11 protein-coding genes are annotated in these 11868 nt (G+C 46.0%); 9 read left to right on the top strand and 2 right to left on the bottom strand.

The window, feature by feature from the left end:
• Positions 1-12 precede the first annotated feature (12 nt).
• Together R3O62_RS05350 and uxuA are read left to right on the top strand one after the other, a co-directional pair.
• Entirely contained in the window at positions 13-825 is an 813-nt protein-coding gene (locus tag R3O62_RS05350) for an SDR family oxidoreductase (protein WP_005779582.1), read from the top strand.
• A gap of 84 nt (positions 826-909) precedes the next feature.
• A complete protein-coding gene (gene uxuA, locus R3O62_RS05345; RefSeq protein WP_032541103.1) occupies positions 910-2115 on the top strand; it encodes a mannonate dehydratase in 1206 nt (401 codons plus the stop codon).
• Positions 2116-2249: 134 nt separating this feature from the next.
• Here the strand turns inward: uxuA and R3O62_RS05340 are convergent, their stop codons facing one another.
• Positions 2250-2780 (bottom strand): GNAT family N-acetyltransferase, encoded by a 531-nt coding sequence (locus R3O62_RS05340; RefSeq protein ID WP_317472457.1) that lies wholly within the window; start codon positions 2778-2780, stop codon positions 2250-2252.
• A gap of 110 nt (positions 2781-2890) precedes the next feature.
• On the opposite strand from R3O62_RS05340, the gene R3O62_RS05335 reads away from it, so the two are divergent.
• Together R3O62_RS05335 and R3O62_RS05330 are read left to right on the top strand one after the other, a co-directional pair.
• Entirely contained in the window at positions 2891-4048 is a 1158-nt protein-coding gene (locus tag R3O62_RS05335) for a DUF5009 domain-containing protein (RefSeq protein ID WP_044299571.1), read from the top strand.
• A 165-nt stretch (positions 4049-4213) separates the two neighbouring features.
• On the top strand, positions 4214-4588 hold the full coding sequence (locus tag R3O62_RS05330; protein WP_032536491.1) for a hypothetical protein: 375 nt from the start codon (positions 4214-4216) through the stop codon (positions 4586-4588).
• A 168-nt stretch (positions 4589-4756) separates the two neighbouring features.
• Here the strand turns inward: R3O62_RS05330 and R3O62_RS05325 are convergent, their stop codons facing one another.
• Positions 4757-5977 carry a M16 family metallopeptidase gene (locus tag R3O62_RS05325; RefSeq protein WP_005779593.1) on the bottom strand — a complete coding sequence of 407 codons (1221 nt, stop codon included), beginning with the start codon at positions 5975-5977 and terminating at the stop codon, positions 4757-4759.
• 128 nt (positions 5978-6105) lie between these two features.
• Between R3O62_RS05325 and R3O62_RS05320 the strand changes: the two genes are divergently transcribed.
• From R3O62_RS05320 to R3O62_RS05300, 5 genes are all read left to right on the top strand, one after another.
• On the top strand, positions 6106-6636 hold the full coding sequence (locus tag R3O62_RS05320) for a TIGR00730 family Rossman fold protein (RefSeq protein WP_005812321.1): 531 nt from the start codon (positions 6106-6108) through the stop codon (positions 6634-6636).
• The gene (locus R3O62_RS05315) at positions 6636-7241 is read left to right on the top strand and encodes an SIS domain-containing protein (RefSeq protein WP_005779596.1); all 606 of its coding nucleotides are present in this window, start codon (positions 6636-6638) and stop codon (positions 7239-7241) included. Before R3O62_RS05320 ends, R3O62_RS05315 begins: the two co-directional genes overlap by 1 nt.
• Positions 7229-8149 carry a carbohydrate kinase family protein gene (locus R3O62_RS05310; protein ID WP_005779597.1) on the top strand — a complete coding sequence of 307 codons (921 nt, stop codon included), beginning with the start codon at positions 7229-7231 and terminating at the stop codon, positions 8147-8149. Before R3O62_RS05315 ends, R3O62_RS05310 begins: the two co-directional genes overlap by 13 nt.
• Before the next feature lie 176 nt (positions 8150-8325).
• On the top strand, positions 8326-9381 hold the full coding sequence (locus R3O62_RS05305) for a tyrosine-protein phosphatase (protein ID WP_005779599.1): 1056 nt from the start codon (positions 8326-8328) through the stop codon (positions 9379-9381).
• A gap of 94 nt (positions 9382-9475) precedes the next feature.
• Entirely contained in the window at positions 9476-11386 is a 1911-nt protein-coding gene (locus tag R3O62_RS05300; RefSeq protein ID WP_250718222.1) for a DEAD/DEAH box helicase, read from the top strand.
• Positions 11387-11868 lie beyond the last annotated feature (482 nt).

Here is an 11868-nt window from a genome sequence, read left to right as displayed (position 1 = left end):
AAATATAATAGTATGGCAAACTTATTTAGTGTAAAGGATAAGGTAGTGGTCATTACCGGTGGAACAGGAGTATTGGGAAAAACAATTGCAGTCCATCTGGCAGAAGAAGGTGCCAAGGTCGTTATCCTCGGACGTAAAGCCGAAGTGGGCAACGAGATAGTAAAAACAATATGCGCCAAAGGGGGCGAAGCTCTGTTCCTGGCAACCAATGTACTCGACCGGAACATCCTTGAACAGAACCTGGCAGATATATTGAAAGCTTATGGGCGGGTAGACGCATTGCTCAATGCGGCAGGCGGCAATATGCCGGGAGCTACGATTGCACCGGCAAGTGACATCTTCGATCTGAAAATAGATGAATTTCAGAAGGTAGTGGATCTTAATCTGACCGGTACCGTATTGCCGACACAAGTATTTCTAAAACCGATGACAGAGCAGAAAAGCGGAGCTATTGTCAATTTCTCCTCAATGGCAGCTTTCCGGCCTTTGACACGTGTGGCCGGTTATTCGGCTTCCAAAGCAGGCATTTCCAACTTTACCGCATTTATGGCCACAGAAATAGCCAAAAAGTTTGGTGAAGGAATCCGTATAAATGCCATTGCCCCCGGTTTCTTCCTGACAGAGCAGAACCGCACTTTACTAACCAATCCGGACGGAACATATACTCAACGAGGACAGGATGTCATCCGCCAAACCCCATTCGGACGTATGGGACGCGCTGAAGAGTTATGCGGCACAATACAATACCTGATCAGCGACGCAGCAAGCTTCGTAACGGGCACTGTGGCCATAGTGGACGGCGGATTCAATGCTTTTGCAATGTAAAGAGACCTCTCCCATGCATCTTCCCTCCCCAGAGATAAAACGAACAGAATGATTAAACCTACTTTCAAAAGTAAAAAATGACTTATGAATCAACCTTATATCACTTCATCAAAGAATAAACTCTTTCTTTCCGAACAAACCTGGCGCTGGTATGGACCGGATGATCCTGTCAGCCTTTGGGACATTAAACAAGCCGGAGCTACGGGAATTGTCAACGCTCTCCACCACATCCCTAATGGCGAAGTATGGACTGTAGAAGAAATTATGAAACGAAAGGAACTGATCGAATCCGTCGGTCTGCGATGGTCGGTAGTAGAAAGTGTCCCGGTACACGAACACATCAAAACCCAGACAGGCGATTACAGAAAATACATCGAAAACTACAAAGAGAGCTTACGTAACCTCGGTAAATGTGGAATTCATATCGTTACCTACAATTTTATGCCCGTACTCGACTGGACTCGCACCGATCTTGCCTATACCCTACCCGATGGCTCCAAAGCACTTCGTTTTGAACGTGCCGCTTTTATCGCTTTCGATCTTTTCTTACTGAAACGACCGGGTGCAGAGAACGACTATACCGATGAAGAAAAAGCCAAAGCAAAAATTCGTTTCGAACAGATGGACGCAACGGAGAAACAACTCCTTGTCCGTAATATGATTGCCGGACTTCCCGGTTCGGAAGAGAGTTTCACGCTGGAGCAGTTTCAACAGGAACTGAATCGTTACAAAGGTATCGACGCGGATAAGCTACGTGCCCACTTAATCTACTTCCTGAAAGAAGTGACTGCGGTAGCAGACGAGGCCGGTGTAAAGCTGGTGATTCATCCGGATGACCCACCCTGCCCCATTCTGGGTTTACCGCGTATCATGAGTTGTGCGGCCGATTTTCAGGCACTGATCGATGCTGTGCCTAATGAATCGAACGGGCTTTGTCTCTGTACCGGATCACTTGGAGTAAGCAGTGCCAACGACCTGGAAGGTATGATGAAACAATTCGGCGATCGTATCAATTTTGTCCACTTCCGAAGCACTCAGCGAGATTCCGAAGGAAATTTCTACGAAGCCAACCACCTGGAAGGAGACGTAGATATGTACCGGGTCATGAAAGCTTTCCTTGAATTACAACAGAGAAGAAAAGTATCTATCCCCATGCGTCCGGATCATGGACACCAAATGGTGGACGATTTAAAGAAGAAAACCAATCCGGGATACTCCTGCATTGGACGCCTGCGCGGACTTGCCGAGCTAAGAGGACTGGAAATGGGAATTGCAAAATCAATCTTTTAAAAACACGAAAAGGCAGTAAAAGACCTTTTCACCCACCGCTGCCTCCACAGATTAACACAGAAATTAAGACCGAGACCTACTCGATCTCTGTTTTTCTGTGGAGCCAGCGATAGTTTTGACACATTTATAAGGCCTCATCCTATCTGCTGCCTATACACTTCCTCTTTAATTCTTTCCACCTGTTCAGACAGTCGGGGAGAATCTTCATTTCCCATAATCCAAAGTGGACAGGCGTTCTCCATAGCATGATAAGAAGGCTGTACATAGGTTTTATCGAGCACCTTGTATCCGTTACGCCGATAATAGTTCACGCGCCGGGTAGTCATTTCATCTTCCGTAGGCTCTACTTCCAGCAGGCGCAGTCCTTTCAGGTGTCCGGCCACATAATCAAGCACCTGCTGCCCTATCTTTTTATTCCGCATTTCCGGGAATACAGCCAGGTGTTCCAAATAGTAGAAGTCACCCATATCCCAGTATACAAACATTCCACTCAACTCTCCATCACATTCAATAGCATTGAAATACATGGGGGTATGGCTCTCAATCATTCGTTTCAACTGCCCGATTTTTCTTCTCTCACTTTCGGGAAAAGACTCCTCGTACAAAGTAATCAAACGGTTCAGACGTGAATCGTCAGCACTCGTAATACGGCTTAATGTCATCATAATTTTTTAGGTTTTCAGGCAAAGATAAGCGGAATAAGCCGGAAGACAGCAGACTTTAAACATTTTTACGCTATCTTTGTGAGCATAACCCCTGATTAATTTAACACATTATGAAAACCTCATCCCCCCAACGAGTCGCTGCGGTCGATGTATTCCGTGCACTCACCATGTTCCTTATGCTTTTTGTGAATGATATTCCCGGACTCAGAAACATCCCCCATTGGCTTGGACACGCAGCAATGACAGAAGACATGTTAGGCTTCTCCGATACTATTTTCCCGGCTTTCCTGTTCTGCATGGGCATGTCTATTTCGTTTGCGGTACAAAACCGATACCAAAAGGGCGATTCACCGCTCCAAGTGATTATGCATATTATCTGGCGAACCGTGGCACTGGTTGTTATGGGACTCTTCTCAGTAAACAGCGGAGGAGTGGCAGGACTCTCCCATCCCTGGTTCTCTATCATTATGGTGATTGGCTTCTTCCTGATCTGGGGAGTATACCCTAAACCGATAACCACCCGAAAGAAATATCTCTATACGGGAATGAAGACAGCAGGTATTTTACTGCTGACTTTCCTGATCCTCTACAAAGGATTTCATGGAGCACCTTTCCAGCAGAAATGGTGGGGAATTCTGGGCCTTATTGGCTGGACCTATGTAATCTGTGCCTCTGTATATTTATTTACCCGGGAAAGCCTGGTACCCAACCTTTTCGTCTGGGTACTGTTTATCGTTCTGGCATTGCTGAATCATGCAGACGTCCTACCGCTTCCATTCATACCAAGTGATATGACATTACACGCATTCGGGATATCGGGCATGCTAACTTCACTATTGATGCAAAAATATGCCAGCCCCGAGCACCCCGGAAAGTTTATAGGGATATTATGCGGTCTGGGCCTCCTTATGCTGGCAGCCGGCTTTGCCTCACATCCTTTCTGGATTATCTCAAAGATACAAGCCACTCCAAGCTGGTTCTTCTTCTGCACGGCAGCTTTCTTCCCGTCATTCGGCTTCTTCTATTGGCTGACTGACATAAAAGGCAAAACCGGCTGGTTCGATATTATCAAACCGGCAGGAACCGCAACCCTTACCTGCTATATCATTCCATATATCTGGTATGCAATGCAACAACTACTTGGCTTACACTACCCCACCGCATTGGGCAGCGGCATACCGGGATTAATGAAATCGGCCATATTCTCACTGATTATTGTCGGTATCACAGGATTACTGGTCAAAGCTAAGATTAAACTAAAAGTATAAATCAAACTCCGCAGACTGAACCATCCAAGGTGACTAATGGCCCCACTGCCGGTCAGCTCCTTTGGACGGTTCAATCTCCTATTATTAAAAATAATTAATAACCCGAGAAAAAGCAAAGCCACCCGAAGTAAAGATCCGTATTAATCCATACATTTGCCGCCAATTATGGCAGCATACATCAAACTATTAATGCTATGCCTGTTATTTTTGGTATTCGGTATCCAGAAAAGCAGTGCTCTACAACCCGCCAATAACGGGGTGACAGTCACTACTGCCGTAAAAAGCCATACTCACAACATACCTTCTTTTGATAACTCAGGACATGACCTATTCGACTTTAATCAAGGGATACTGGTCAAAAAGGCTGTTTCGGATTCGGCCAACCCGTATAAACAAAGCAATAACCTCCATCCGGCTGCCAAGACGGACTCTCAGAAATTAATAACATTCAAAGAATACACTTCTTTTTATACTCTTCATAACAGAGTTAAGCCTGCACCAAAATACTATGTATTTGCGCTCAGGCATATTCTTATTTAGCACTTTCTGTACTACGGGTGTCTATGCGATTCGGCATAGCCCTGATTATGATGTTTTTTTAGTTTATATATTCCAAGGTCAGAGAGTGCATCGTAAAGATTTATATAAGTATTAATTGTGTGTCTAATAGTAATGTCAATCCTCAGATGCACCCTCTTCCTTTTCTTCTTATCTGTAGATCAGTGTAGAAAGATATTCCTCTGCGAACATCTCATTGGCTACCTCCAGCAACCCTTCTGCAGTTAATGCTTCGATTCGCCGGAAAACAGATTCGGATGATTCATACTTGTGGTAATGCAAGAAGGTCTTTGCCATCCCCAACGCATTATTTTCATTATTATCCGAAGCAACTCCAATCTGCCCGATCAGTTGTTTTTTAGCAGCCATCAGCTGCGAAGAGGTCATTTTCACATCCCGCATCCTTTTCAGTTCTTTGTAAGTCAACCGCAGACAAGTATCCACATCCGCAGGATCGGTTCCAAAATAGATGCAGAAAGCTCCCGTATCCGTATACGATGTCAGATTGGACTCCACAGTGTAGACCAATCCTCTTCGCTCTCGGAGAGAAACATTCAGGCGACTGTTCATCCCCGGACCACCCAGAATATTATTCAGCAGATACAAGCCGGTACGTTTATCATCATAAGCATTGTATCCCCTACTGCCAATCATCACATGCGCCTGATGGGTCTCCTTATGGACAACCAAATGCTCCGGTACGTAAAGGGGAGGCGGAGTACGGTGATTATCGACTCCAATCAACGGAAGGTCTGCCAACAGTTTCTCCACCTGACGGACTATTTTCTGAAAGTTGAAGTTGCCCAAAACAAAGAATACCATATTGGAAGGTTGATAGAACCGGGAAGTAAAAGCAACCGCATCCCCGCTTCGGAATTGCTTCAGCAATTCCGGCCTGCCCAGAATGTTGCGTCCCAACGGATGATTCCGGAAAATCATATCTTCAAAGTCATCGAAAATAAGCTCCGAAGGAGTATCTTCGTATGACTGTATTTCGTCGATAATCACTTCCGTCTCCTTTTCTATCTCGTTCTGCGGAAAAGTGGAGTGAAAAACAATATCTGCCAGCAATTCCAGTGCCCGCCCAAAATGTTCGGTCAGGAATGCCGAATAGATCACCGTCTCTTCCTTATTGGTATATGCATTCAGGTCGCCTCCTACATTCTCCATACGATTCAGGATATGCCATGCCTTCCGTTTCCGGGTACCTTTAAAAATCAGGTGCTCCACAAAGTGGGCCATTCCTTGTTCGTTTTCAGCCTCATCACGGGTGCCGGCATCTACGGCAAATCCACAATAAGCCACCTTTGAAAGCGAAGGCTCATGGATGATGCGAAGACCGTTGGACAGGGTATGTATATTATATTGCATTTCTGCACGGGTACTTAACTGCTTCATTCTTACTATTAAGTTAGGTTGAGGATACAAAAATACAATAAAACTTATTGTCGTTTATAGAAAATTGCAGATATTTGTAAGCTATAACATCAATAACCCTTATGGAAAAGATAGGAATTTTCTGTTCCGCGTCCGACAGCATCGACCCGACATTCTTCGATGCAGCCCATCAGATTGGCGAATGGATGGGAAGAAACGGCAAGACACTTATCTACGGTGGTGCCAACCTCGGACTCATGGAATGTGTGGCAAAGGCAGTCAAAGAAAGCGGGGGACGTGTCATCGGTGTAGTACCCTCCAAACTTGAAGAGAACGGCAAAGTGAGTACATATCTCGATGAAATGATCCGCACACACAATCTGAGTGACCGCAAGGATATCATCCTGCAACAGTCGGATGTATTGGTGGCTCTCCCCGGCGGTATCGGCACGCTGGATGAAGTATTTCATGTCATGGCAGCCGCTTCCATCGGTTATCACCAGAAGAAAGTGATCTTCTACAACGCAAATGGTTTTTATAGCCCGTTGCTTGCCGTACTCAGCGAATTACAGGCAAGAGGATTTGCCCGCCATCCGCTGTCCTCCTATTATGAAGTAGCAAACACATTTAATGAATTAACAACTAAGATATAATGATTGAATCGATTCAAGAACTCCTGCAAAAGGAAGCACAAGCCGTGCTGAATATTCCCGTGACCAATGCCTACGAAAAGGCGGTTGAGTTGATTGTGGAACAAATACACAGAAAAAAAGGCAAACTTGTAACTTCCGGCATGGGTAAAGCCGGACAAATAGCGATGAACATCGCCACTACGTTTTGTTCGACCGGTATTCCCTCTGTCTTCCTGCATCCCAGCGAAGCGCAACATGGCGATCTGGGCATCCTGCAAGAGAACGACCTGTTGCTGTTGATTTCAAACTCGGGCAAAACCCGTGAAATCGTAGAGTTAACGCAGTTGGCCCACAACCTGAATCCGGGCCTTAAATTCATCGTTATCACCGGAAACCCCGACAGTCCGCTTGCCAGCGAATCAGATGTATGCCTGAGTACAGGCCACCCTGCCGAGGTTTGTACACTGGGCATGACCCCTACTACCTCGACTACGGTAATGACCGTCATCGGCGATATCCTCGTGGTACAAACAATGAAAAGGACTGAATTCACTATCGAAGAATACTCCAAACGCCATCACGGTGGTTATCTGGGTGAAAAATCAAGAAAACTATGCGTAAAGTAATCGGCATCGGAGAGACTATACTCGATATCATCTTCCGGAACGACCAGCCTTCGGCAGCCGTTCCCGGAGGCTCTGTTTTCAACGGCATCGTTTCTTTAGGACGCATGGGAGTCAATGTATGTTTCATCAGCGAAACGGGCAACGACCATGTTGGAAACATCATCTTGCAATTCATGCGTGACAATCATATCCCGACGGATCACGTCAATGTGTTCCCGGATGGCAAATCGCCCGTATCCCTGGCTTTCCTGAACGAACACAGCGACGCGGAATACATCTTCTATAAAGACTATCCCAAACAGCGGCTGGACGTTTTGTTCCCTCCCATCAACGAAGATGATATCATTGTCATCGGTTCATATTATGCCCTGAATCCGGTTTTACGCGACAAGATTCTGGAACTGCTGGACATAGCGAGAGAGAAAAAAGCGATTGTATATTATGATCCCAATTTCCGTTCTTCACATAAGAACGAGGCTATGAAGTTAGCTCCAACCATTATCGAGAATCTGGAATATGCCGACATCGTAAGGGGATCTCTGGAAGACTTCTATTACATGTACGGAATCAAAGACGCAGAGAAGATCTACAAGGATAAAATCAAGTTTTATTGTCCGCTATTCCTTTGTACAGCCGGAGCAGAGAAAATCTCGCTGCGTACCAACACAATATCGAAAGAGTATCCTGTCACCCCGTTGCAAGCAGTCAGTACCATCGGTGCAGGAGACAACTTCAATGCCGGCCTGATCTACGGCATGTTAAAATATGACGTCCGTTACCGCGACTTGCAAAACCTGAGTGAGGAGACCTGGGATAAGGTGATACAATGCGGTCAGGATTTCTCCGCAGAAGTCTGCAAGAGTTTCAGCAACTCCGTATCGGAGGAGTTTGCGGCAAACTACCGTTAATGCTTGTCAGTTACGAGCTACAAGCAACAAGTAAATGTGCATCATCCGGCATAATTACCCGTAGCGTGTAGCCCGTAGCTAATTACTATTAACGTTGTCTAATTATAGCAAAGTAATTATACCATGTAACAAGAATCCATATCTTTGCAAATAGTGCTCTCAGACAAATACGAACTATGTACAAAAACCTGTTCAATTTACTAACTATTTTACTTATTCTGCCTTCGTGCACAGATATGTCTCCTAACATTTCGGTGGTTTGCGAAGAGAATAATATAGGAAACTGTATTCTTAAATGGGAAACAACCCCTCTCATCAAGGGGCAGGTGAAAGTATATGCATCCGACAACCCGGAGTTCATACCCGAAGACAATCCCGTCGCCATGGCTAACATCTCCGACGCACGGATAACGATTGTGACCAACGATCCTTCCAAACGCTCCTATTATACAATGGTATTCAATGACAAATACCGTGTAAAAGTGGCTCCCCGCAATGTAAATATGCCCGGTATACAGAACTTCCGCGACTTGGGAGGATATAAATCCGCTACAGGAAAGCACGTACGCTGGGGCAAGCTCTACCGTTCGGCACAGATAGACAGCCTGAATTGCTTTGCCTTCAGAAAACTACAGAATCTGGGCATCAAAACCATTCTGGACCTGCGCTCCGAAAGCGAACTCCATAATACGCCTCCTTTGCAAAAAGGATTCAATGTGGTGCATATCCCTATCAGTACGGGTGATATGGAACATATCCTGCACGGCATACAACAAGAGAAGATCAAGACGGATACCATTTACCACATGGTGGAAGGGATGAACCGCGAACTGGTGGTAAAATACCAGAAGGAATACAAGGAAATATTCGATATCCTGCTCGACAAAAACAGCTATCCGGTAGTGATTCACTGCTCGTCGGGAAAAGGACGGACCGGCATCGTATCTGCCCTGATACTGGCTGCTTTAGATGTTAATGCGGATATCATTATGGAAGATTACCGTCTGAGCAACGATTACTTTAATATCCCCAAAGCGTCCAAGTACGCTTATAACCTGCCCGCCAACTCGCAGGAGGCCATTACCACTCTTTTCTCGGCAAAAGAAGATTTCCTTAATGCAGCCAAAGACGAGATAGAGCGCAAATACGGTGATGTATCCACTTATCTGCAGAAAGCAATCGGTCTGCAGCCCGAGGACACACACAGACTACGCAACATCTTGCTGGAATAACGCATTTTTTGTCCATCATTATTTATTGTTATCATTCGTAATTCACAATTAATCCGTATCTTTGCACCCGAATATAAAGATATACAGAGATTTAATGAAGACATTTGAAGAGCTTGGCGTTTCTCCGGAGATACGTAAAGCTATTGAAGAGATGGGATACGAGAATCCCATGCCGGTACAGGAGGAAGTGATTCCATACCTTTTAGGAGAGAACAATGATGTAGTAGCTCTTGCACAGACAGGAACGGGTAAGACCGCAGCGTTTGGCTTGCCCCTCATCCAAAAAATTAACGTAAAAAACAGAATCCCCCAATCACTCGTTCTATGCCCTACACGTGAGCTTTGCCTCCAGATAGCGGGCGATCTGAACGATTACTCCAAATACATTGACGGGCTGAAAGTATTGCCCGTATACGGTGGTTCGTCCATCGACAGCCAAATACGCAGCCTGAAACGGGGTGTGCACATCATTGTTGCCACACCGGGACGTCTGCTCGACCTGATGGAACGCAAAACAGTATCGCTTGCCACTGTCACCAACGTGGTAATGGACGAAGCGGACGAAATGCTTAACATGGGCTTTACGGAGAGTATAAACGCTATTCTGGCCGATGTTCCGCAGGAACGCAACACACTGCTTTTCTCGGCTACGATGAGCCCCGAAATAGCCCGTATTTCGAAGAACTACCTTCACGATGCAAAAGAGATTACCATCGGACGCAAAAACGAAAGTACAAGCAATGTGAAGCATGTGGTATATACCGTACACGCAAAAGATAAATATGCTGCACTGAAACGCATCGTAGACTATTATCCGCAGATTTACGGTATCGTCTTCTGCCGTACCCGTAAAGAGACCCAGGAGATTGCCGATAAACTGATGCAGGAAGGCTATAACGCCGATTCACTGCACGGAGAACTTTCGCAGGCACAGCGTGACACGGTGATGCAGAAGTTCCGTATTCGCAACCTCCAGATACTGGTAGCCACAGACGTTGCCGCACGCGGACTGGACGTAGACGACCTGACACACGTCATCAACTACGGGTTGCCGGATGATACGGAAAGCTACACACACCGCAGCGGACGTACCGGACGTGCCGGTAAGACAGGTACATCGATTGCGATTATCAACCTGCGTGAAAAGGGAAAAATGCGCGAAATAGAGCGTATCATCGGCAAGAAGTTCATTGCCGGCGAAATGCCTACCGGCAAACAGATTTGCGAGAAACAGCTTCTTAAAGTGATCGATGACCTTGAAAAAGTAAAGGTAAACGAGGAAGACATTAACGACTTCATGCCCGAAATTTATCGTAAACTGGAATGGCTGAGCAAGGAGGACCTTATCAAGCGCATGGTATCGCACGAGTTCAACCGGTTCGTGGATTATTATCGCAATCGTGAAGAAATAGAGGTGCCGACAGACAGCCGCAGCGAACGTGCCGTAAAAAGCCGTGACGGCAAGAGTGGCCGCCAGGCTGAACCGGGCTTCACCCGACTTTTCATCAACCTGGGTAAGATGGATAACTTCTTCCCCCATGAACTGATTACCCTGCTCAACAATAACACCCGTGGAAGAGTGGAACTGGGACGTATCGACCTGATGAAGAACTTCTCGTTCTTCGAAGTAGAAGAGAAACAAGCGCAGAACGTAGTAAAAGCATTGAACCGGACAAACTGGAACGGACGCAAGGTTACGGTAGAGGTTGCCGGAGAAGAGGCACCTACAGAACGCAGAGGACTCGGAAAACGGAATGAAGGCAGTGACCAGGGCGGCAAAAGAAGAAATACAGCCGCATCGGCCGACCGCAAGGATAAAGGCAGAGCCGGTAAAGACGGAAAACAGGCGGACACCCGGAAAGCCCAAAAGCCCAGCCGCGAGGAACGCGGATATTCCGCAGCACGTGGTCCCAAAGGTAAAGATGAATGGAAGCAGTTCTTTAAAGATGCCGAACCCGACTTCAGCGAAGAGGGATGGGCAAGAAGAAAACCCAAGAAGAGCTAAGGACAAAAAGATAGGAAGAACGGCCTGTCAACTTTCAAAAAGACCTGATTAGCCGTTTCCTGCTTACTTCCCTTTCTTATAAAATTTCTCTTTCGGAGAGAAGCCGGATGAAAGCCCGGCTCTTCACTTCACTTAGCAACGGTCTGAGCGGGGTGAAGAGCCGGGCTTTCTCACTCCGAAGAGCAGGCTTCCGGACGAAATGCAACCTGCATTTCCCCCGAAAGGTTACTCCATCCGGAGCAAATGCTTACTCCATCGGAGGAAGAGACCTTCTTCATTCCCACTTTTTCCGAAAAAGCTTCTGTTCACAAGCTGGTTCATTTCAATAGAGCAGCAACCGAAAACTATCAAAAAGAGTTCAAACAAGGAAATTAAGTAACTATTTATTTGCAATCATCCGACATTCTCTAAAAATAGAAAGCAGATCAAGCGAATCAAAGACAGCACATTGCGAACCTAATGCAAATTCCGGACGTTTTTTC

The sequence above is a fragment of the Bacteroides hominis genome (assembly GCF_033042785.2).
Classification (GTDB): domain Bacteria; phylum Bacteroidota; class Bacteroidia; order Bacteroidales; family Bacteroidaceae; genus Bacteroides; species Bacteroides hominis.
Note: the sequence above shows the minus strand (reverse complement) of the source record. Positions and strands in the feature narration are given on the sequence as shown.

Bases quoted from the DNA above. Each gene is read 5' to 3' on its own strand.
- R3O62_RS05340 (WP_317472457.1), bottom strand. From the start codon at position 2,780: ATGATGACATTAAGCCGTATTACGAGTGCTGACGATTCACGTCTGAAC.
- R3O62_RS05320 (WP_005812321.1), top strand. From the start codon at position 6,106: ATGGAAAAGATAGGAATTTTCTGTTCCGCGTCCGACAGCATCGACCCG.
- R3O62_RS05330 (WP_032536491.1), top strand. From the start codon at position 4,214: ATGGCAGCATACATCAAACTATTAATGCTATGCCTGTTATTTTTGGTA.
- R3O62_RS05335 (WP_044299571.1), top strand. From the start codon at position 2,891: ATGAAAACCTCATCCCCCCAACGAGTCGCTGCGGTCGATGTATTCCGT.
- R3O62_RS05325 (WP_005779593.1), bottom strand. From the start codon at position 5,977: ATGCAATATAATATACATACCCTGTCCAACGGTCTTCGCATCATCCAT.
- uxuA (WP_032541103.1), top strand. From the start codon at position 910: ATGAATCAACCTTATATCACTTCATCAAAGAATAAACTCTTTCTTTCC.
- R3O62_RS05310 (WP_005779597.1), top strand. From the start codon at position 7,229: ATGCGTAAAGTAATCGGCATCGGAGAGACTATACTCGATATCATCTTC.
- R3O62_RS05350 (WP_005779582.1), top strand. From the start codon at position 13: ATGGCAAACTTATTTAGTGTAAAGGATAAGGTAGTGGTCATTACCGGT.
- R3O62_RS05300 (WP_250718222.1), top strand. From the start codon at position 9,476: ATGAAGACATTTGAAGAGCTTGGCGTTTCTCCGGAGATACGTAAAGCT.
- R3O62_RS05315 (WP_005779596.1), top strand. From the start codon at position 6,636: ATGATTGAATCGATTCAAGAACTCCTGCAAAAGGAAGCACAAGCCGTG.
- R3O62_RS05305 (WP_005779599.1), top strand. From the start codon at position 8,326: ATGTACAAAAACCTGTTCAATTTACTAACTATTTTACTTATTCTGCCT.